The organism is Providencia sp. LY12, from assembly GCF_057621555.1.
Window position 1 is genome coordinate 2,537,177 of sequence record NZ_CM172594.1, and the last position, 20,710, is coordinate 2,557,886.

Consider the following 20,710-nt stretch of genomic DNA (forward strand, 5'->3'; position numbering starts at 1 on the left):
GATTAGTCTGAGTATGAGACATACATCTTATTTACTTACGCGTAATAAGTTTACCGTGAATAGTCGTAAATAATTAACTAAATCCATTTCAATATATTACACCAAATAAAAAGCCCACCTACTACTTTGTTTTATAACAAAAAAATAAAAATCCCAATGAATGGATATCATGAGTGATTTAAATTAACAATATGCTGCCTTTTTGTATTAAATCACACTTAACCCAAACTCATTAGGGTAATTAGCTGACTTTATGGCGTTTATTTAATGAATAAATATTTAAAATATATGTACCATTTTAACTGGGTCTATTATTTTAAATACATCTTTATTCTGATTGGAGGATACACACGATTATTCACTGATAACCGTGTATATCCTTGCGATTGCAGAACTGAAAAAACGATAACTACAGATTAATGTAATTTCAGTTTAGGTCGAATAATACGGTTAATGCTGCCAACCAGCATCATTAAGCCCGTTTTTATATAGCCATGTAATGCAATTTGGTGCATGCGATATAGGGAAATGTAGACAAAACGAGCTATACGCCCTTCTACCATCATATCTCCACGCATTAAGTTCCCCATCAAGCTACCTACCGTACTAAAACGAGATAACGAAACTAATGAACCATGATCTTTGTAAATGTAGTTTTTCAGTGGCTTATCTTTCATTAATGCCACGATATTGTCATAGCATAAGCTCGCCATTTGATGAGCGGATTGTGCTCTTGGTGGGACAAAACCACCTTCTGGTTTTGCACAAGACGCACAGTCACCAATAGCGAAAATTCCATCATCCAACGTGGTTTGTAATGTCGGCTTAACCACCAACTGATTGATACGGTTTGTTTCTAAACCTGCAATATCTTTCATAAAGTCAGGTGCTTTGATCCCAGCCGCCCACACCATTAAGTCAGCATAAATTTTGCCGTCTTCTTTGGTATTTAAGCCATCGGCATCCGCGCTGGTCACCATGGTCTTGGTTAATACTTTCACGCCCAATTTATTCAGTTCTTGGTGTGCTGCGCTTGAAATGCGTGGAGGTAGCGCAGGTAAAATACGCTCCCCCGCTTCCACTAAGGTCACATTTAGCGCATCAGTATCTAACCCTTTAAAGCCATAGCTCGTTAACTGCTCCACTGCATTATACAGTTCTGCAGAAAGCTCAACACCCGTTGCCCCACCGCCGACAATGGCGATATTCACTTTTTCTTCCGCATTATCACGTACTGAATAACGCAAGAATAAATTCAGCATTTCATCGTGAAAGCGGTGAGCTTGTGCAGGACTATCAAGGAAAATGCAGTTTTCTTTTACGCCTGGGGTACCAAAATCATTCGAGGCACTTCCCAATGCCATGACTAAAATATCGTAATCAATTTCACGCAATGGCACTAACAGTTCTCCATCTTTGTCACGCAGTTCACCGAGAACCACTCTTTTATTTTCTCGGTCGATATTCGTGAGGGAGCCTAATTGGAAGTGAAATGCATTGTGACGAGCATGGGCTAAATAGCTAATAGCATCAACACCATCATCCAGTGAACCTGTCGCCACTTCATGAAGTAATGGCTTCCATAAATGACTTGGGTTACGGTCAATCAGCGTGATATCCGCACGTTTTTTACGCCCTAATTTACGTCCTAAACGTGTTGCCAGTTCTAAACCACCAGCACCACCGCCTACAACAACGATTTTAGGTTGAGTTAAGGTCATACGCCCCTCATATAAAATATATTAATGTTATTTAAGATTTCTAATAACAAAAAACTTAAATAACACTAATTCACCGTCTTTTATTTTGTTTGGGTTTGAAGAATATCATGCTTGGTTATTTGGTCATACCAAATGTTGATGCAAATCAATTTAGTTGATTATTATGACAACGATCACGCTCGTCAAATCATTTTTTGAAAAAAAAGAAACGAGTCAGCTTTATTTAACTTAGAGACAAAAAAGCCCGAGAATGGCGTTATTCTCGGGCTTGGAAACCTAGCATTTTGTGGGGGTATTTTACTTCACTTTCTTAATACGCTCATCCGTCGGTAACTGAATTGGCGAGTTATCTTTGAAGTATTTCATCAGCGCTTCGTTATCCGGCAGGCTATAGATACGGTCTTTACCTTGCTTAAAGGCAGAGAAACGGCTACCACCGGTTGCCAAAAATTCATTGGCAGCGACACGATAGCTTTTCTTCATATCGATTGGCTTACCATTTAATTTCATGGAACTTGCAATCACTTTATCGCCTACCGCACGACTGTCATCCCATTCGTAATAAAAACCGTGGGAAACTGGCATGACTTGCGGGCGTTCACGATCCCACTGTTGCTCTAACGCTTGTTTGATTTGCGCTCCCGTTAAGGATTGCGTGACGACCACATTCGAGAATGGCTGCACCGTAAAAATATCGCCGTAGGTTAGCTCCCCTGCTTTGAGATCAGCACGAATACCGCCGCTGTTCATAAAGGCAATTTGAGCGCCGCCCGCATCTGGAGTCGCAGCAACATATAACTGAGCATCGGCGATAATTTTACCTAATGTTGAATCCCCACCCGCCGCTAGTTTTTTATCCGCCGGCGCACTCAACGTACCCATCACTTGTTCAGCAATCGGTTTGGAGATGCGTTCATAGTTTTGGATAAAACGGCTTAATTGTGGATCTTTCTCATAACGGCTGGTTTCTACCGGAATATTTTTCGCATTAATGCTAACGATATCCTTGGTTTTTCTATCGATTTCAATATTCAATTGAGACAGTAATGTCCCGTTAGATTGTGCTGAAATGACTTTTTTTCCATTAATATCACAGTTATACGCTTGATGCGTATGGCCGCTCACCACAAAGTCCACATCCGCATCGAGCTGCTTAACGATCTCGACAATAGGTCCTTTGATGTTATCGCAACGGTTAATATCTTTAACCTTGGTATCCACTTGCTGAGTTGCCCCTTCGTGGATCAACACACCAATGCTACGAATACCCTGCGCCTTAAGCAATTTCACTTGCTGGTTAATGGTTTCCGCTTCATTTTTAAACTCTAAGCCCGCAGTACCACTTGGTGTAACGATGGCAGGCGTTCCTTCCAGCGTTAAGCCAATAAATGCCATTGGTACGCCATCAAATTTCTTAACGTAATAAGATGGAAATAGCGTTTCACCGGTCTCTTTGACAATCACGTTCGCGGCTAAATAGTTAAAGTCAGCACCAGCAAAAGACTCTTTACCCACACAGCCTGCGGTTGGATGGCATCCACCATTTTGCTTTCTCAGTAACTCAATTTTACCTTTATCGAACTCATGGTTACCGACAGCACTGGTCTCAAGACCAATTGCGCTAAGCGCTTCAATAGTAGGCTCATCGTAGAACATCGATGACAGTAATGGACTCGCGCCCACTAAATCCCCTGCGCCCACAATAATAGTGTTGTCGTTTTCCGCTTTTAATTGCTTGACCAGTGTCGCAATGGATTCGATTCCACCGAGTTTACCATCCCCCGGTGCTTGTAATGCACCGTGGAAATCGTTAATACCAATGACTTGAACTTTGACGGTATCGCTCTGTTTCGTGGCGCAGCCTGCTAATAAAGCACCTGATACCAGCAATGTCACTAAACTGATTTTATGATTCATCTATTCATTGCCCCCAATTACATTTTAAAGCGATAAGTGGTTGTCATCGAACCGGATAACGAGTGTGCACGACGCGACTCACCATCATACAGTTTTGGTGTGGAGTTATCAGACTCTTGCTGATGGTGCCAGCCCATACCGCCACTTAATGAAACGGACAGGTTCTCAGTTGGTTTCCAGTAAGTAAATAAGCCAACCTGACCTTGTTTTAAACGCTCACCTGAGTAAGAGAATTCACTGTAGTTACTGTTAGCCCCGACAGACCAAGTTGGATTAACTTGATATTCGGCTTTTAACGCCAGCATGGTTTCGCCATCACGAACATAGTCGATATCGGCATAGGCTGGTGAATTAAAACGTCCACGAGTGTTACCAATTGGGTTGCGCGCAAATTGCCCTACACCATTGGTTTTATGTGCAGTGGTATGCGTGATACCCGTCATTAAAGTCCACGGAGTTTCTGGGACGCGCCACTCAATTTCACCCGCATAGTGCCAAGCACGCTTATCAAAGTTTTGTTTGCCACGTTTGGTATCTGTCGATGTACGCTTGCCATCGCTACCGTATTCATGACCATAAATTTGAGAAGATAAGGTGATATCTGAGTTAAGCTTATACTTGATCTCTAAGCCTTGTTGACGGAAAACATCATCAGCCTGGCCAATAAAATAAGAAGCTTTCAATGGTTTGGTGTTGTAGTTAATGCCCCCTGTAACCACATGGTTGATATCATGATTAACACCATTTCCGTCACGGAAATACATTCTGTCAATATTCGGGCTATCACGACGCATCACTTTGCCATCAAGATAGAGTAAATCTAAGTTCCAATCGCTAATGGCGGTGTTGGTATAATAACCATTATAGGTGTTTAAAGATAAACGCTGAGAGTTGGTAAAAATACCCGTATTTTTCAACGTGAACCAACCCGCTTTACCTTTGAAATTAACCGGTTCAAAATCTAATTTGAATTTAGCGTAACGCTGACCAATTTTGTTATAGCCTTTCGCTTCGCCATCATCGTTATATAAAATCGCTCGAGAGGCGAAGTCTTTACTTGCTGCCAGTTTGATTGCGCCGTAATAAGAAGCATCAAACCCGATAAAATCAGCAAAATACCCTGATTGGTAGTCTAACTGAATATTCTGACCCCAAGCTTGTGCAACTTGTTTTCTGTAACGTTGCTCGTTGGCATCGTAACGGTTTTCTGACTTCAGGTATTTCCACATATTTCGTGTAGAAAGTTCTAATTCAGAATCTGCAACAAATGAGTTTTCCTTGATGGCATTTTCCCAATCGCCAGCATTAGCCCCAAACGCAACGAAACAAGATGGAAACAATATTAACGCTATTTTTTTGACTTTCATTTAAATTAAACCTAGTCGTGATTATTAGAATATAACTACCCGCACCCAATTTTTATTGGGCGTTATGACATCTTGCTATCTTTCAATAAGTAACAATTTTATTTAGCTTTAATTACTGCAATAGTCTTTAATGATTATTTAATTTAAGTTGCATCCTCTATTCTTTAAGCGCAATTTATTTTCTTGGCGTTAAGAATAAAATTTAATTATTTTATAAGTCGAAATAATTAATCCAAACGTACGAATTTAATTTAAGTTCACACCATGATTTCAGACTTATTTGGGCAATATTCAACCGCACTCTAATAAGGAGCACTTTGCGTTGATATTCATAATGAAAAGTATGCTAACGTAATTTTATGTCAATTAACACGATCAGCGTCACAACAAACCAGATGTATTGCAAATCGCACATCATTCGATGTGATATTAATCACTTTATTGGCTATTGCATTTATTAATTGAATTCCATATTTAAACAATAATTTTGCTATTTTAATCATCTATATTTTAATGAAATGTTATTTACTAAAGTGAAATAACATTTTTATTTAAATCAATAACATTAATCCATAGCTCAGACTTTCTATTTTGATAAATGACTAAGTCAATCATTCTGTTTTTAAGCGATATACTGGTTCGATCAGTTATAATGAGGAATAGTTATCGCATATAGAGAGATTATTTAACGTCAACTCATTATCCCACCTAGGAATTATTCCTAGTTAATTCCATGTTACAATTAGTATTAACGCGTGATTTTTACACATATATTGAATATAGATACAGTATTACTAATCAAATTAGACAATCTCACCCCTTGTTCCTATTCAATTTATACCAATAAGGTTACCCGTAACTTATTCAGGAATTTAAGATAAAAAAAACCGATGGATTATTATTCCATCGGTTCATTTTCAACACATTTTAATTAGCGATTACGGTGTTCTTGCCATTTTTCATGTAATTCGACTAATTGACGGTGGCTTTGCTTCCAACGATCCACAGATTGTAGCTCATTCAGTGAATACTGGCGGCCACTGTGGTACAGCTTAGAAGCGCGGCTGTCACTTTGTTTCGGTAAATTATCCAGGACGCTTACCGCACCTTCACGATTATTACAAACAAGGATCATGTCGCAGCCCGCATTCAATGAGGCTTTTGCTCTCTCTGGATAACTCCCCATAATGGCAGCACCTTCCATCGATAAGTCATCAGAGAAGATAACGCCATCGAAACCAAGCTGCTCACGTAATACCGATTTTAGCCAGAATGGTGAACCACTCGCAGGACGGTCATCCGCTTGGGTATAAACCACGTGGGCAGGCATAATAGCATCAAGCAATTCACGCTGAATAAAGTCTTTAAAAATAGACATATCCTTGCCACGAATTTGCTCGAGTGGGCGATCATCGCGTGGCGTTTCTTTATGGGAATCGGCTTTGACGGCGCCGTGTCCTGGGAAGTGTTTACCTGTGGTTTTCATTCCTGCGCTGTGCATACCGCGAATAAAACGCTCTGCCATCACCATTGCAATTTCAGGATCTGCATGGAATGAACGCTCACCAATTGCGATACTTTCATGCCCTAAATCCAGCACAGGGGCGAAGCTAATGTCGATATCCATAGCAATCATTTCTGCGGCCATTAACCAGCCTGCTTCTTGCGCTAATTTAGCACCATCCATCTGGTTGTTCAGTGCAGCAAAAGCTTGCGCAGAAGGTAATGCGGTAAATCCATCACGAAAACGCTGTACACGGCCACCCTCTTGATCCACTGCAATCAATAAACGGTGTCTTGATGCATCACGGATTTGTCGCACTAACTCACGCAACTGTGCCGCATCATGGAAGTTACGGGTAAATAAAATCAACCCGCCTACCAGTGGATGAGCCAAAATTTCACGCTCTTCGTTGTCCAGTTCATAACCCTGAACATCCAGCATTATCGGACCCATAACATGCCTCACTTGATTAATTTTCACAAATTCTCGTGTATTCACGGAGATTTTATATTGCCCAATCAAAGACCAAAATAGTCTCGTAATGGGGAAGAATCGTTTAAAAACTGCGCTTCTTGACGCTGGCACCACTGAACTTCATACCACATTAACGTCATGTACTTGACCCACGGCTCCCATTGCAAGCAATGCTCTGCCAAACGGGATTTATCTTTATAGGCGCCATAGGTGTGGCAATATTGCGTCAAGAAATAATCTCGTTGTTCTACCGTCAGGCTATTGAATTGAAAATAGGTTTCTAGGGACAAACCAATATCGGTATTTGCCGCATATTCCCAATCCACCAGCATTTTTGGCACTCCTTGCTCACACAGCACATTGCCCGGATGAATATCCATATGAGCGGGTGCGAGCTTTAATACCTTTGGCATTGGCGTGCGTAGGAAGCGACGATGTACCCGCTTCCAGCGTGCAGAGACTCTTTTATTATCAATTAAATAGCCATAATGAGCAATCTCATTACGTAACGGTAATCGGTAATTTAATACGCCATGATTATGGAGCTTGGCAACGATCTCTGCCAAGTTTTTTTGAAATTCAAAGGAAAGAAATTGTTCGCAGCTAGGATGGTCTCCATCAACCCATTCCAGTAATAACCAATGGCTATTACGCCCGATGACTTGGGGGGAATAAGGAAAATCTTTCAATTGCTTAAGAATATGCGCTTCTTTACGGCGATTAACATACAACGCATTTTGCGCTTGCCCATCTGAACGGGCGATTAATTTGATGGAGGGAACCGTATCTTGGGTTTGAGTCGAGTATCGATATTCAACTAAATAGCTGCCACCTGATAACCCCGTTAATGGCGAGACTTCCCAGCATGATGCTAAAACTGCTGGGAAGCATTCAGAAAGTAATGCAAACAGTGATGATTGATTACTCAATACTCTGCTTTCCAGACCACACAATTTCACCGGTTTGCACGTCCATTAACTGCATTTCAATGCTGCGTTCTTTAGAAGAGCCTGACATGACACTGTAAATCACATATTGCGCTTGGACATAACGACCTAAACCAATCGCTTTACTGCGAGTCACCAAACTATCATCCTGCGACAACCCCAAGGTTTTACGGGCAGCACTGACGACGCCTTGAGGAACCACTTTAAACTTATTGGTTTTCATGACTTCATTGGTTAATGCAGCCGTGACTGCCTGTGAAGGTAAGCTTCCGCTGGTATTATTTTTGACAGAATCGACCAGTAAAACTTTGCCACTTTCAACGCCATCGTCCGCCACCATTTTATTGACTAATGGCTGTAATGCACCAGCCCAATCAATGGATTGCTGCTTTGGTGGCATCGGTACGGTGTCTGTTGGTGGTGGAGGCGTTAATTCCGGCTGCTTTTCAGGTTGTTTCGGTGTTACACCCGGTTCAACAGGAACAATTGGGGGTTTAGGCCCTTGAGGGACTGACGGACAACCTGCCAAAATAAATGCTGCTGCTGCGACCAATAAGATCCGTTTCATTGTGACTCTCCAGCCGTTGAAGGTAAGAAAACATAGATACGCGCATTACGAGCAAGCGGGGATGTCGTGACCTCTTTTAGCATCACTGACGAATTAGCAGGGATAACTTGGGGTTGACTCTTTGTTGAATCCACTCTCAGTCCTTGCTCGTCATACCAAAAGATGCGATACATCACAGTGACCGGTTTCTTTTCAATATTGCTCATATTGATCGTTGCGGTCGCCGTTACGCTACCGACCTTAATCACCGGTTTTTCTACAATCACGCCCGCGGCTAGCACGGAAGGCTCCATCACGATGCGCTGCTGAACATTAAATGATAACCCTGTTTTTTTGTTCCAAGCACAACCACTGAGAAACAGCATAAGTAAGCCCAGTGTGGCGACGTATTTTAAGGTTGATGCAGCGCGTTTCATGATGAATTACTTAGCCAATAATGGGCCTAATGGACGTCCACCCACTAAGTGCATATGAATGTGGAAAACTTCTTGTCCTGAATGTTTGTTGCAGTTCATAATCAGGCGATAGCCATCTTCTGCAATCCCTTCTTCTTTCGCAATTTTCGCCGCCACGGTAAATAAGCGCCCTAATGCCAGCTCATCATCAACCGTCACATCATTCACGGTTGGAATTAATTTGTTCGGAATGATCAAAATATGCGTCGGCGCTTGTGCCGCGATATCACGAAATGCTGTGACCAGTTCGTCTTGATAGACGATCTCAGACGGGATTTCACGTCGAATGATTTTACTGAAAATAGTCTCTTCTGCCATGACAAATTCCTTAATAATTTAATCGTTATCTGTTTATTGCCCAGCGCGTAAATGGAATAAACGGTTGAAGTTTTCTGTGGTAATTTGTGCCATTTCTTCAACACTCACCCCTTTCAATACAGCCATATACTCCACTACATCACGCACATACGCAGGTTGGTTCTCTTTACCACGATGCGGTACTGGGGCTAAATAAGGTGAATCTGTTTCTACTAAAATTCTATCTAATGGCACAACTCGCGCTGCTTCTCGGATCTGTTCAGCATTACGGAACGTGACAATACCAGAAAAAGAGATATACATCCCTAAATCCAGTAAATCGATGGCCGTTTGTTGGTCTTCCGTAAAGCAATGCAACACACCGCCACACTCGTCAACTTTCTCTTCACGTAAAATAGTCAGTGTATCTTCTCGAGCGGAACGAGTATGCACAATCACGGGCTTATTCACTTGACGACCAATGCGAATATGCTGACGAAATGACTCTTGCTGTAGTGCCGCATTCTCTTGCTGATAATAGTAATCTAAGCCCGTTTCACCGAGCGCGACCACTTCACTGCCCGCCGCTAATTGCGCCAATTTTTCAAAATCATAACCTTCATCCAAGTTCAATGGATGAATACCGCAAGAAAATGTGACATTGTCGCGCTTTCCAATTAACTGTTTCATGCTTTCAAAACCGGGCAAAGTGGTTGCCACGGCTAACATAAAGCCGACATCGCGTGCGGATGCCTTTGCGATAACATCATCGACGTTAGTGTGTAATTTTTCATAATCTAAACAGTCGAGATGGCAGTGTGAATCAACAACAAACATAGTCTACTCTTTTTATCTTGAAGGCTAAGCGAATAACGCTTCCCAGTGTAATAATTGATTGGTCAGGATCAACTCCTGATTCAGTGCAGGCACGGTTAATAGCTGGTAACGACACGCTTGCCACTGGCTATACACATCCAATAGCTGCGAGCTGCTCATGGATGTCGCCAACAAAGTGACGCACGCCATTTTATCTTGGTTAACAACGTACTGCCCTGCTTTTTGCTGCAATTTTATGCCATCGGCAATTAACCCAAGTAGCCAATTAATGCATTCAGGCCCATTATCGGTATTTAACGCTGGCAAAAGCTTCAAAAAATCTTTCTGGCGTAAGCTCTGCTCTAATTCGTTGCATAATAGCTGACGTCGTTGCCACAACTCTGGCTCAAGCAACTGTAATGCGGCAACAGGTGCGCCTTGGCACAATTTTAATGCCGTCACAGCATCTTCTACGGATAAACTCGCCTGCTGTTTTTGCAGCCAATATAATGCAACTTGCTGATCAGGCACAGGTAAAAAGTGAGTTAAACAGCGACTTCTTAATGTGGCCAGCAAACTATCGAGTTTTTCACAACCTAATAAAAAGTAGGTTTGCCCTGCGGGTTCTTCTAAGGTTTTGAGCAGCGCGTTAGCCGCAGCATCCGTCAGTGCTTGTGCATCGGGAATGGAAACGACTTTTGCGCCACTTTGCTGCGCATGACCACTTAACGTTTCTGTCAGCTTACGAACCGCATCAACGCTGATGGTTGTTTTCCCTTTTTCAGGTTCTAAAACATGATAATCAGGATGTGTACCTGCCAACATTAAGCGGCAGCTATGGCACTCTCCACAGCTTTTTAAACCGTCTTTATCTTGGCAAATCAACCAACGGCTCACGCCATAGCTTAATGCTTCAGCCCCATTGCCCGCTATTGAGTGAATCAACAACGCGTGGTGTCCACGCCCTGCTTGATAGGCGCTAATTAATTGACGATAAGTCTCATTAAGCCACGGATACCAATTCATCATTAGTGCCTTATTTTGCCAGCCACGTCAGTAAAGTACTGCGAATATCGGCTTGCACTTGTTCAATATTTTGGCTCGCATCGATGGTTAAAATCGTGTCGTCTGCCGCTGCCAATTCTAAATAACGCGCTCGGGTACGTTCAAAGAAAGCCAGTGATTCTTTCTCAATACGGTCTAATTCACCGCGAGAGCGGGCGCGTTGTAAACCCAATTCTGGCGGTAAATCTAAATAGAGCGTCAGTGCAGGTTTAAATTCACCAAGGACGAGATCTCTTAATGAAGCCATTAAGTGGCGATCGATTTCACGGCCACCACCTTGATAAGCTTGGGAGGATAAATCATGTCTGTCGCCGATAACCCATTTTCCTGCTGCAAGTGCGGGCTTGATGACGGTATCAACTAACTGAACACGCGCCGCGTACAACATTAATAGCTCAGCTTTGTCGGTGACTCTATCACCTTCAATGCCTTGCTTTATCAATTCACGTAGTTTTTCCGCAAGCGGTGTACCTCCCGGCTCACGGGTAAACACCATATCATGGATGCCAGCTTGCTTTAATGTGTCAACAACGGTGTTGATTGCCGTCGTTTTACCCGCACCTTCTAATCCTTCAATAACAATAAATTGGTTTTTCATTTCGTTTATCAATTCTTTTGCTCAATTTGTCGGTAAACCTTAACAGCGCGGTTATGGTCATTAAGATTGCGACTAAAAGTATGTCCGCCTGTACCATCGGCGACAAAGTATAAATAATCTGTTTTTGCTGGATGAGCCGCCGCTTTTATCGAAGCAAGACCCGGCATAGCAATTGGCGTTGGCGGTAAACCATCGATTTTATACGTGTTATATGCGGTATAGTTATCTAAATCGCTGCGATAAATTTTACCACGATAGTTTTCCCCTAACCCATAGATAACCGTAGGGTCTGTTTGTAAGCGCATATTTTTCTTTAAGCGATTCACAAACACCGAGGCAACCTGCGCACGTTCGTTGTCCACGCCAGTCTCTTTTTCAACAATCGATGCCATGATCAACATTTCATAGGCATTCTTATAGGGTAGATCTTTATCGCGACCTTTCCACTCTTCTTCCACCGCAGCTTGCATGCGTTTATAAGCGCGTTTGAGTATCTCAACATCGCTGGTACCCGCAGTGTATAAATAGGTATCGGGGTATAACCAACCTTCGAGGTTATCGCCCTCTTTAAAATCCAGCATGGCATAAAGCTCAGTTGGCGTAGCATCTTGAGTTTTATGTTGCATATAAGGAGCATCACGCAAGATATTGCTCCAATCTGCCAGTTTGTTACCTTCAATAAAACGAATACTAAATTGCGCTTCTTTGCCACTGGCGATCAACGCTAATAATTGCTCCACCGTCATGTTTGGCTGTAAGCGATAGGTTCCTGCTTTGAACTGAGCTAATTCGGGCCGTGCTTTTAAAAGAAGTTGAAAATTATGTCCTTCTTCAATAAATTTTTCCTTGATAAGCAACCCTTCTAAGGCTACTCGCCCTGTCCCTGCAGGCACAGTAAAGATCGTCTCTTGGACAATGTTGATGGGCTTTTTCGCATAATCAAGAACTTGGCGATATTGCAGATACACCACAATCACGCCGATAACCGCAAGGACAAAGACAATCAGTGTTATTTTTTTCGCTAATTTCATTATGGGTCACTTAAATGTATTTTTTGTCGATGAATAATTGTTTGTCGATGAATGATATAAGTTAAATGGTTATCGGATTCAAATTTGTCGCTGTAATAGTAAATACTCAAACAGTTCTCTTGATTGATAACTAATTGTTTTATCTTTTGAAAACTGGATGCTTTTCACCGGTAAAACAGGCATTAAAGCATTACAAATAATCACTTCATCACATTGAGTCAAAATGGCGGGAAAGCGCTCGACTTCTGCCAGATGGTACTGGCTATTATTGAGCTGCGCTATGATCTTTTGTCTCATTAATCCATTGACGCCGGAGTGACTAAGAATCGGAGTGTAAACATCACGCCCTATACGCCAAAAAATATTGGCGCTACAGCATTCAACGATGACGCCATTCGTATCTAACACCACAGCCTCATCCAATTTAGCGTCATCAATCTCTTGGCGGATCAACACTTGCTCTAATCGATTTAAGTGCTTCATGCCTGCTAAGAGTGGATTGCGGCTTAATGGAATTTGGCTGAGCAACAATGAAGCCCCTTGGCACTGTAATGCTGCGTAATGTTTTGGGAAAGGAGAAACCATCATGATAATTGTCGGATGTTCAAACCCTTGGGAGCTATAACCTCGACCGCCCTGACCACGACTTAACATGACCTTCACTACAAATTCTTCATCTGTTTGTTGTTCACAAACCTCTTCAATATGTCGCGCCAGTTGTGGCCAATCTATCACTGGTAATTTGAGACGAGCGGAATCCTGCTGTAGGCGTAAAATGTGCTTATCTAACATCTTTGCTTGTTGATTCACGCCATGAATAGTCGTAAAGCAGCCATCACCAAAGGCGATAGCGCGATCGGTAATATCAATTTGTTGACAATAAACCCCGTTAACCCAATAAGTCATGACCATTTCTTATAATAAAAGCTGATAAATCAGGCAGTAACATAGTGTGTAATATCATAAACTAAAGCAAAGAGTACTGCAAAAAGAAGGCAAAAATAAAGCCCCAGTATCAAAGACACTGGAGCTTAGAAATGCACGGTATTATTGATTATTCCGCGTGATAGCGACGGAAAATTAAGGAACCGTTAGTACCACCAAAGCCGAATGAGTTACACAGAGCATACTCCATGTTTTCAACTTTACGGGCTTCACCCGGAACAAAATCAAGCTTACAACCTTCATCAGGATTATCTAAGTTGATTGTTGGTGGAATGATTTGGTCGCACAGAGACAGAATAGTAAAGATAGATTCAATCGCACCCGCAGCACCTAATAAGTGACCTGTCATGGATTTTGTTGAACTGACTAATACTTTTGTGTCTTCGCCAAATACAGAGATAACCGCTTGCGCTTCCGCTAAGTCACCTGCTGGTGTTGATGTACCGTGAGCATTGATATAGCCAACATCACTTGGCTTAATGCCTGCATCGTTTAGCGCATTTTTCATCGCTAATGCAGCGCCTTCACCATTTTCTGGTGGTGACGTCATATGATAAGCATCACTGCTCATACCAAAGCCTGCGATTTCTGCGTAAATTTTCGCACCACGCGCTTTAGCATGTTCATATTCTTCAAGTACGATGATCCCTGCGCCATCACCAAGAACAAAACCATCACGGTCTTTGTCCCATGGGCGACTAGCCGCTTGTGGGTCATCATTACGGGTTGATAATGCACGCGCTGCACCAAAGCCAGCGACACCTAATGGTGTTGTTGCTTTTTCGGCACCACCTGCCAACATCACATCAGCATCACCGTACGCAATCATACGTGCTGCGTGCCCAATATTATGAACACCAGAGGTACATGCAGTAGCGATTGAGATGCTAGGACCACGGAAGCCATACATAATGCTTAAGTGACCAGCAACCATATTGATGATTGTTGAAGGTACAAAGAATGGGCTCACTTTACGAGGACCACCGTGTAACATAGATTCACAGTTGTCTTGAATGAGGCCTAACCCGCCAATACCAGAACCAATCGCCAAACCGATACGAGTAGCATTGGCTTCTGTTACTTCCAATTCAGCATCTTTGATAGCTTGATAGCCCGCAGCAATACCGTATTGAATAAATGGGTCCATCTTCTTCGCATCTTTGCGAGAGATGTCAAAATCTTCGTAGTTGAAATCTTTTACTAAGCCAGCAAATTTAGTTGCGTGGTTAGTAGTATCAAAATGATCGATTAGGCTGATACCACTCTGTCCGTCACAAACAGCTTTCCATGATGACTCAACTGCGTTGCCGACAGGAGATAACATGCCCAGTCCGGTTACGACTACACGACGCTTAGACACGTATGTCCTCCAAGGAGGGAATTAGTTACAAAAGAAACATAGGCGATCGAATGATCGCCTAGATAAGTTTTACCGCTATTACTCAGATGCTTTGACGTAGTCAATTGCAGCCTGTACTGTAGTGATCTTTTCAGCTTCTTCGTCAGGGATTTCGCAATCGAACTCTTCTTCCAGAGCCATAACCAGTTCTACTGTGTCAAGAGAATCAGCGCCCAAGTCATCAACAAATGAAGCTGTATTCACAACTTCTTCCTCTTTAACACCCAGTTGTTCAACGATGATTTTCTTAACGCGTTCTTCGATAGTGCTCATACTATTAAAATTCCTATCAAAACTCGCTTTCGCGATGGTTTTCGTAGTTTATGAAATACAGGAAAAGATACAACCCAATCCCGGCTGTGGAAACCATTATTTTGCATAATTTTGTATTAGATAACACAAAAATATGCAAATGGTTCCCTCATTTCTTTAGATCATGTACATGCCACCATTGACATGCAATGTTTCACCTGTGATGTAAGCAGCCTCGTCAGAAGCTAAAAATGCTACAGCACTGGCAATTTCTTGTGCATCACCCAGTCTATCCGCAGGAACCTGAGATAAAATGCCTGCACGTTGTTCGTCTGTCAATGCCTTAGTCATATCAGTTTCGATAAAACCAGGCGCTACAACGTTAACAGTGATACCACGAGAAGCGACTTCTCGAGCTAATGATTTACTAAAACCAATCAGCCCAGCTTTCGCTGCCGCGTAGTTTGTTTGTCCCGCATTTCCCATGACACCGACAACAGATGCGATGGAAATAATACGCCCACAACGTTTTTTCATCATGGCACGCAAAACGGATTTAGACAAACGGTAAACGGATGAAAGATTCGTGTCAATAATATCTTGCCACTCATCATCCTTCATACGCATCAATAAGTTATCACGCGTAATACCAGCATTATTAACTAAAATATCAATTTCGCCAAATTCCGCACGGATCTGGGTCAATGTTTCTTCAATTGATGCTGGATCTGTCACGTTTAACGCTAAGCCTTTACCTTTGCCATCTAAATAGGCAGTAATCGCTTCCGCGCCTTTTTCGCTTGTTGCAGTACCGATAACGGTCGCACCGCGTGCAGTCAAGGTTAAAGCAATTGCTTTACCGATCCCACGGCTAGCACCAGTTACCAGTGCAATTTTTCCTTCAAAGCTCATTGTCGTCCTCAGATAGTTTCTAAAGCCGAGTCTAATGATACAGGATCATTGACTGCAACGGCAGTTAAATTAGAGACAATTCGCTTGGTTAGACCAGTCAGAACTTTACCTGGACCCATCTCAACCAATTGCTCAATGCCTTGTTCTGCCATGAATTCGACTGTTTCAGTCCAGCGCACCGGATTATATAATTGGCGCACTAATGCATCACGGATATTTTTTGCAGACGTTTCCATTTTAACATCAACGTTGTTAATAACTGGATAGGTCGGCTCACAAAATTCAATTTTATCTAATGCTTCAGCTAATTTATCTGCAGCTGGCTTCATTAATGCACAGTGGGAAGGCACGCTAACAGACAGTGGCAGTGCACGTTTTGCACCCGCTTCTTTACAAGCAGCACCTGCACGCTCAACCGCAGCTTTCTCACCTGCAATAACAACTTGACCCGGTGAGTTAAAGTTCACAGGTGAAACCACCTGCCCTTGTGCTGCTTCTTGGCATGCTTTCTCGATAGATTCGTTATCTAAACCGATGATTGCATACATTGCGCCCGTGCCTTCAGGAACCGCTTCTTGCATCAGTTTACCGCGCAGTTCCACTAATTTAATGGCTTGTTTGAAGTCGATAACACCCGCACAAACTAACGCTGAATATTCGCCAAGGCTATGACCTGCCATCAATGCAGGCATTTTGCCATTTTTTGCTTGCCAAACACGGAAGATAGCTACAGACGCTGCTAATAATGCAGGTTGGGTCTGCCATGTTTTGTTTAACTCTTCTTCTGGCCCATTTTGAACTAGTGCCCAGAGATCGTAACCCAATGCTTCAGAAGCTTCAGCGAATGTTTCTTTAACCAGCTGATTTTGCTCTGCTAAATCAGCTAACATTCCTAAAGACTGGGAACCTTGTCCCGGGAATACCATAGCAAATTGTGTCATGTTTGTTTTCTCAGTAAATTAAAAACGAACCAGTGCGGAGCCCCAAGTAAAGCCGCCACCAAATGCTTCTAATAACACTAATTGGCCACGCTGAATGCGACCATCGCGCACTGCTTCATCGAGTGCTGTTGGGACTGATGCCGCAGAAGTATTTCCATGACGATCCAGCGTAACAACCACTTTATCCATGGTCATATCCAATTTTTTTGCGGTCGCGGAAATAATTCGTAAATTTGCTTGATGTGGTACTAACCAATCAAGTTCTTCTTTTGCAATGTCATTTTGCGCCAGTGTTTCATCAACGATATGGGCTAATTCACGCACAGCAACTTTGAATACTTCGTTACCTGTCATGGACAAGTAAGCTTGGTCATCTGAACAGCGGCTACGGTTTGGTAAGGAGAGTAAATCTCCATAACGCCCATCAGCGTGCAGATGTGTAGAAATGATACCCGGTTCTTCAGAAGCGCCAATTACCACAGCGCCCGCAGCATCACCAAATAGAATAATGGTTCCGCGATCATTCGGGTCTAACGTTTTAGATAACGCATCCGCACCAATCACCAATGCTTTTTTAGTCATGCCCGTTTTAACGAACTGATCAGCGATACTGATAGCATAAGTAAAACCAGCGCAAGCTGCTGCCACATCAAATGCCGCACAGTCATTAATTTCCAGCATTTGCTGAATTTGACATGCAGCGCTTGGGAATGCATGAGTTGCGGAGGTTGTCGCTACAATAATTAAACCAATTTCACTGCTGTCGACCTGTGCCATTTCCAGCGCATTTTTTGCGGCTTGGAAACCCATTATGGACACGTTCTCATCGTCAGCTGAAATTCGTCTCTCTTTAATACCCGTACGCGTTACAATCCATTCATCAGAAGTATCAACCATTTTTTCCAGATCAGCATTGGTACGAACTTGCGATGGCAAATAGCTGCCTGTTCCTAATATTTTACTGTACATAGGTTATTGATCACTCCTGGGTAAAACAATATTAAGTCGAGCTGTTATTCTTTCGGGAACTTGTCGTTCAACAGCCTGTACCGCACGTTCAATTGCGGCTTTAAACGCATTCCCATTCGCTGCGCCATGACTTTTGATGACAATCCCTTTTAATCCTAACAGAGTCGCGCCGTTATACTGGTCGGGGTTCATATCCCCAAAACGCTTCATTAGCCGTTTTTTCAACCATTTCTTAGCGAGTTGCATAAACCAACTGCTTTTTTTGTTCTCTTCACCGGCTGATTTTAACAATGAAAGAATGACACGAATCACCCCTTCCATTGTTTTTAGTGAGACATTACCTGCGAAGCCGTCACACACTAATACATCTGTTTTACCTGTCAGCAACTCGTTGCCTTCAACATAACCAATGTAATTAATTGACGCCGTTTCTTTTAACATAGCGGCGGCTTCGCGGATATTGTCCAGCCCTTTACTCTCTTCTTCACCAATATTGAGTAAAGCGACTTTAGGTTGATTGATGTTGGCAACTTCTTCCGCCATCACTGAACCCATCACTGCAAATTGCACGAGCATTTCACTGCTGCAATTCACGTTAGCCCCTAAATCGAGGACAACGGTTTTTCCTTTTTTCTGATTTGGCAATATGGTCATTAACGCTGGGCGCTCAATGCCCTCAATTGATTTTAACATCAATTTTGCCAAGCCCATCAATGCACCCGTATTACCCGCACTCACGCAAGCCTGCGCTTGACCTGTCTTCACTAACTCTAATGCCACTCGCATTGATGTCCCTTTGCTTTGGCGAATTGCGTGGGATGGCTTAGCATCGTTAGCAATGACGTTTTCAGCTGGGATAATTTCGATACGCGAAATTTGCTCCGCACTTTGTTGTGCAAGCAAAGGATGAATGGCTTCGGGTTGACCGACAAGCAGTAATTTTAATGCTGGATTAGATGCCAGTGCCTGCAATGCAGCAGGCACCGTGACGCGGGGACCAACATCCCCGCCCATGGCATCTAACGCGATGGTTAGATTAGCCAAAGTATCAACAATTACTTGCTGATAACCTTACGGCCACGGTAGTAACCATCTGCAGTCACGTGGTGACGCAGGTGAGTTTCACCGGAAGTTTTATCTACAGAAACTAGGGTAGCAGTCAGTGCATCATGTGAACGACGCATACCGCGTTTTGAACGAGTTGGTTTATTCTGTTGTACGGCCATTGACCTTACTCCTTAAGTACTTTTCTTTAAACTGGCTAATACGGCAAATGGATTTGGTTTCTCTACCTCAGGAGGTAGTTCACCATACACCATGTCCGCTTCGGACACTTCACAGTGTTCAGAATCATGAACCGGAACCACTGGTAGGGATAGAATTATTTCATCTTCTAACATTCCCAGCAAATTTATTTCACCAAATTCATCTACATAAACTGGTTCATACTGTTCCGGTAATGCTTCGGCCTTTTCGTCACTGACGACAGGACTAAAACAATACGATACGTAGACATGATGTTTGAAATCTTTTCTGCAACGTTGGCATTGTAGGGTGACATCCAATTCAGAATGCCCCTCTATGACCGTCAAGCGCTGATTATCAATTTTAAATGATAATTTGCTTTCAACATCACTATCTACACTGACTACTGATTCGGCAATTCGTGTAACTTGCTCAGGTGTGTAACTCCCGACATAGTCGAGGTTTTTCTGAGCTGCACGCTGCGCATCGATAGTCAGGGGTAATTTTACCTTTTGCATAAGGCGCGCATATTAACTTTGTAATGAACTATAGTCAAAGAAAAAGGCGGGATAAACTCGCCTTTTCACCAAAAAATCGCCGGTTAAGCGGATATAGTTTAAAATGAGTTAACCCTTTTGGCTATGAGTTTCGAGAAAAATCATGAAATCGATTATTTTGGCGTCAACCTCTGAATACCGACAAGCCTTACTGAAGAAGTTGGGTATCCCATTTCTCGCCGCCGCGCCCAACATTGATGAAACCCCTGTTTTACAGGAATCGGCTCAAGCTTTAGTGATGCGCTTATCTCACGAAAAAGCCAATGCATTGGCTCAACGGTATCCACAACATTTAATTATTGGCTCTGACCAAGTTTGTGTCATTGACGATAAAATCGTCGGAAAGCCACATAATTTTGATAATGCCTTTAAACAACTCAAGGCAGCGTCAGGTCATCGGGTGACTTTTTATACTGGGCTTTGCTTATTAGATAGTGCGACAGGTAAATTCAATCTCCAGTGCGAACCCTTCGATGTCTATTTTAGACAGCTCACTGATGAAGAAATCACCCAATACCTAAATAAAGACGAACCTTATCAATGTGCGGGTAGTTTTAAATCGGAAGGACTAGGCATTAGCCTGTTTGATAAACTTTCAGGGCGAGATCCAAACACACTGATTGGCTTGCCGACTATTTTATTGCTGGAAATGTTACGCCAGCATGGTGTCAATCCACTCTTAGACTAAATAATAAGGTTAGCTAACCTGCGGGAGTTGCTAACCTTTATT

The 20,710-nt window shown here is 42.7% G+C and carries 22 protein-coding genes; 1 reads left to right on the forward strand and 21 read right to left on the reverse strand.

The features are described from left to right. Positions 1 to 416: 416 nt before the first annotated feature. The 21 genes from ACY3ZI_RS12130 to yceD form a co-directional block, all read right to left on the reverse strand. Entirely contained in the window at positions 417 to 1,721 is a 1,305-nt protein-coding gene (locus tag ACY3ZI_RS12130) for an NAD(P)/FAD-dependent oxidoreductase (RefSeq protein ID WP_108477959.1), read from the reverse strand. 297 nt (positions 1,722 to 2,018) lie between these two features. Further along, a complete protein-coding gene (locus tag ACY3ZI_RS12135; protein WP_132495264.1) occupies positions 2,019 to 3,638 on the reverse strand; it encodes a bifunctional metallophosphatase/5'-nucleotidase in 1,620 nt (539 codons plus the stop codon). Positions 3,639 to 3,655: 17 nt separating this feature from the next. Continuing rightward, entirely contained in the window at positions 3,656 to 5,005 is a 1,350-nt protein-coding gene (locus ACY3ZI_RS12140) for an OprD family outer membrane porin (protein ID WP_036953100.1), read from the reverse strand. A 931-nt stretch (positions 5,006 to 5,936) separates the two neighbouring features. Beyond that, entirely contained in the window at positions 5,937 to 6,962 is a 1,026-nt protein-coding gene (gene nagZ, locus ACY3ZI_RS12145; protein ID WP_132495266.1) for a beta-N-acetylhexosaminidase, read from the reverse strand. Between the two features lie 65 nt (positions 6,963 to 7,027). Next, entirely contained in the window at positions 7,028 to 7,912 is an 885-nt protein-coding gene (locus ACY3ZI_RS12150) for a phosphotransferase (protein WP_211885934.1), read from the reverse strand. Continuing rightward, on the reverse strand, positions 7,905 to 8,498 hold the full coding sequence (gene lpoB, locus ACY3ZI_RS12155; RefSeq protein ID WP_487375259.1) for a penicillin-binding protein activator LpoB: 594 nt from the start codon (positions 8,496 to 8,498) through the stop codon (positions 7,905 to 7,907). The genes ACY3ZI_RS12150 and lpoB overlap by 8 nt, the downstream gene beginning before the upstream one ends. Next, on the reverse strand, positions 8,495 to 8,914 hold the full coding sequence (locus tag ACY3ZI_RS12160; RefSeq protein ID WP_487375260.1) for a YcfL family putative periplasmic lipoprotein: 420 nt from the start codon (positions 8,912 to 8,914) through the stop codon (positions 8,495 to 8,497). The genes lpoB and ACY3ZI_RS12160 overlap by 4 nt, the downstream gene beginning before the upstream one ends. A 6-nt stretch (positions 8,915 to 8,920) precedes the next feature. Continuing rightward, positions 8,921 to 9,271, reverse strand: coding sequence for a purine nucleoside phosphoramidase (hinT, locus tag ACY3ZI_RS12165; protein ID WP_006660814.1), 351 nt, complete (start codon positions 9,269 to 9,271; stop codon positions 8,921 to 8,923). 33 nt (positions 9,272 to 9,304) lie between these two features. Next, positions 9,305 to 10,087 (reverse strand): metal-dependent hydrolase, encoded by a 783-nt coding sequence (locus tag ACY3ZI_RS12170; RefSeq protein WP_487375261.1) that lies wholly within the window; start codon positions 10,085 to 10,087, stop codon positions 9,305 to 9,307. 24 nt (positions 10,088 to 10,111) lie between these two features. After that, positions 10,112 to 11,092, reverse strand: coding sequence for a DNA polymerase III subunit delta' (gene holB, locus ACY3ZI_RS12175; protein WP_211886434.1), 981 nt, complete (start codon positions 11,090 to 11,092; stop codon positions 10,112 to 10,114). A gap of 10 nt (positions 11,093 to 11,102) precedes the next feature. Further along, positions 11,103 to 11,729, reverse strand: coding sequence for a dTMP kinase (gene tmk, locus ACY3ZI_RS12180; protein WP_154603580.1), 627 nt, complete (start codon positions 11,727 to 11,729; stop codon positions 11,103 to 11,105). Positions 11,730 to 11,737: 8 nt separating this feature from the next. Further along, the gene (gene mltG / locus ACY3ZI_RS12185; protein WP_211885947.1) at positions 11,738 to 12,760 is read right to left on the reverse strand and encodes an endolytic transglycosylase MltG; all 1,023 of its coding nucleotides are present in this window, start codon (positions 12,758 to 12,760) and stop codon (positions 11,738 to 11,740) included. 78 nt (positions 12,761 to 12,838) lie between these two features. Continuing rightward, positions 12,839 to 13,666 (reverse strand): aminodeoxychorismate lyase, encoded by an 828-nt coding sequence (pabC, locus tag ACY3ZI_RS12190; protein ID WP_211885948.1) that lies wholly within the window; start codon positions 13,664 to 13,666, stop codon positions 12,839 to 12,841. Between the two features lie 148 nt (positions 13,667 to 13,814). Beyond that, on the reverse strand, positions 13,815 to 15,065 hold the full coding sequence (fabF, locus tag ACY3ZI_RS12195) for a beta-ketoacyl-ACP synthase II (RefSeq protein WP_211885949.1): 1,251 nt from the start codon (positions 15,063 to 15,065) through the stop codon (positions 13,815 to 13,817). A 78-nt stretch (positions 15,066 to 15,143) separates the two neighbouring features. After that, positions 15,144 to 15,377 (reverse strand): acyl carrier protein, encoded by a 234-nt coding sequence (gene acpP, locus ACY3ZI_RS12200; RefSeq protein WP_006660807.1) that lies wholly within the window; start codon positions 15,375 to 15,377, stop codon positions 15,144 to 15,146. 156 nt (positions 15,378 to 15,533) lie between these two features. Beyond that, positions 15,534 to 16,268 carry a 3-oxoacyl-ACP reductase FabG gene (gene fabG, locus ACY3ZI_RS12205; RefSeq protein ID WP_154627155.1) on the reverse strand — a complete coding sequence of 245 codons (735 nt, stop codon included), beginning with the start codon at positions 16,266 to 16,268 and terminating at the stop codon, positions 15,534 to 15,536. 8 nt (positions 16,269 to 16,276) lie between these two features. Further along, entirely contained in the window at positions 16,277 to 17,209 is a 933-nt protein-coding gene (fabD, locus tag ACY3ZI_RS12210; RefSeq protein WP_487375262.1) for an ACP S-malonyltransferase, read from the reverse strand. 18 nt (positions 17,210 to 17,227) lie between these two features. Beyond that, positions 17,228 to 18,178 carry a beta-ketoacyl-ACP synthase III gene (locus ACY3ZI_RS12215; RefSeq protein ID WP_211885951.1) on the reverse strand — a complete coding sequence of 317 codons (951 nt, stop codon included), beginning with the start codon at positions 18,176 to 18,178 and terminating at the stop codon, positions 17,228 to 17,230. Positions 18,179 to 18,181: 3 nt separating this feature from the next. Continuing rightward, positions 18,182 to 19,222, reverse strand: a complete 1,041-nt coding sequence (gene plsX / locus ACY3ZI_RS12220) for a phosphate acyltransferase PlsX (protein ID WP_487375263.1) — start codon at positions 19,220 to 19,222, stop codon at positions 18,182 to 18,184. An 11-nt stretch (positions 19,223 to 19,233) separates the two neighbouring features. Then, the gene (gene rpmF, locus ACY3ZI_RS12225; RefSeq protein WP_006660802.1) at positions 19,234 to 19,404 is read right to left on the reverse strand and encodes a 50S ribosomal protein L32; all 171 of its coding nucleotides are present in this window, start codon (positions 19,402 to 19,404) and stop codon (positions 19,234 to 19,236) included. 12 nt (positions 19,405 to 19,416) lie between these two features. Next, positions 19,417 to 19,941: a 23S rRNA accumulation protein YceD gene (gene yceD / locus ACY3ZI_RS12230; RefSeq protein WP_036953067.1), complete on the reverse strand. Its 525-nt coding sequence runs from the start codon at positions 19,939 to 19,941 to the stop codon at positions 19,417 to 19,419. A 142-nt stretch (positions 19,942 to 20,083) separates the two neighbouring features. Here yceD and ACY3ZI_RS12235 point away from each other — a divergent pair, with 142 nt between their 5' ends. Further along, a complete protein-coding gene (locus ACY3ZI_RS12235) occupies positions 20,084 to 20,668 on the forward strand; it encodes a Maf family protein (protein ID WP_108477952.1) in 585 nt (194 codons plus the stop codon). The last annotated feature ends 42 nt before the right edge of the window (positions 20,669 to 20,710 follow it).

Coding starts and splice junctions, on each gene's coding strand:
- tmk (WP_154603580.1), bottom strand. CDS start 11,729: ATGAAAAACCAATTTATTGTTATTGAAGGATTAGAAGGTGCGGGTAAA.
- acpP (WP_006660807.1), bottom strand. CDS start 15,377: ATGAGCACTATCGAAGAACGCGTTAAGAAAATCATCGTTGAACAACTG.
- rpmF (WP_006660802.1), bottom strand. CDS start 19,404: ATGGCCGTACAACAGAATAAACCAACTCGTTCAAAACGCGGTATGCGT.
- fabG (WP_154627155.1), bottom strand. CDS start 16,268: ATGAGCTTTGAAGGAAAAATTGCACTGGTAACTGGTGCTAGCCGTGGG.
- fabD (WP_487375262.1), bottom strand. CDS start 17,209: ATGACACAATTTGCTATGGTATTCCCGGGACAAGGTTCCCAGTCTTTA.
- ACY3ZI_RS12135 (WP_132495264.1), bottom strand. CDS start 3,638: ATGAATCATAAAATCAGTTTAGTGACATTGCTGGTATCAGGTGCTTTA.
- ACY3ZI_RS12235 (WP_108477952.1), top strand. CDS start 20,084: ATGAAATCGATTATTTTGGCGTCAACCTCTGAATACCGACAAGCCTTA.
- mltG (WP_211885947.1), bottom strand. CDS start 12,760: ATGAAATTAGCGAAAAAAATAACACTGATTGTCTTTGTCCTTGCGGTT.
- holB (WP_211886434.1), bottom strand. CDS start 11,092: ATGAATTGGTATCCGTGGCTTAATGAGACTTATCGTCAATTAATTAGC.
- ACY3ZI_RS12140 (WP_036953100.1), bottom strand. CDS start 5,005: ATGAAAGTCAAAAAAATAGCGTTAATATTGTTTCCATCTTGTTTCGTT.
- yceD (WP_036953067.1), bottom strand. CDS start 19,941: ATGCAAAAGGTAAAATTACCCCTGACTATCGATGCGCAGCGTGCAGCT.
- nagZ (WP_132495266.1), bottom strand. CDS start 6,962: ATGGGTCCGATAATGCTGGATGTTCAGGGTTATGAACTGGACAACGAA.
- lpoB (WP_487375259.1), bottom strand. CDS start 8,498: ATGAAACGGATCTTATTGGTCGCAGCAGCAGCATTTATTTTGGCAGGT.
- ACY3ZI_RS12215 (WP_211885951.1), bottom strand. CDS start 18,178: ATGTACAGTAAAATATTAGGAACAGGCAGCTATTTGCCATCGCAAGTT.
- ACY3ZI_RS12130 (WP_108477959.1), bottom strand. CDS start 1,721: ATGACCTTAACTCAACCTAAAATCGTTGTTGTAGGCGGTGGTGCTGGT.
- ACY3ZI_RS12160 (WP_487375260.1), bottom strand. CDS start 8,914: ATGAAACGCGCTGCATCAACCTTAAAATACGTCGCCACACTGGGCTTA.
- pabC (WP_211885948.1), bottom strand. CDS start 13,666: ATGACTTATTGGGTTAACGGGGTTTATTGTCAACAAATTGATATTACC.
- ACY3ZI_RS12170 (WP_487375261.1), bottom strand. CDS start 10,087: ATGTTTGTTGTTGATTCACACTGCCATCTCGACTGTTTAGATTATGAA.
- hinT (WP_006660814.1), bottom strand. CDS start 9,271: ATGGCAGAAGAGACTATTTTCAGTAAAATCATTCGACGTGAAATCCCG.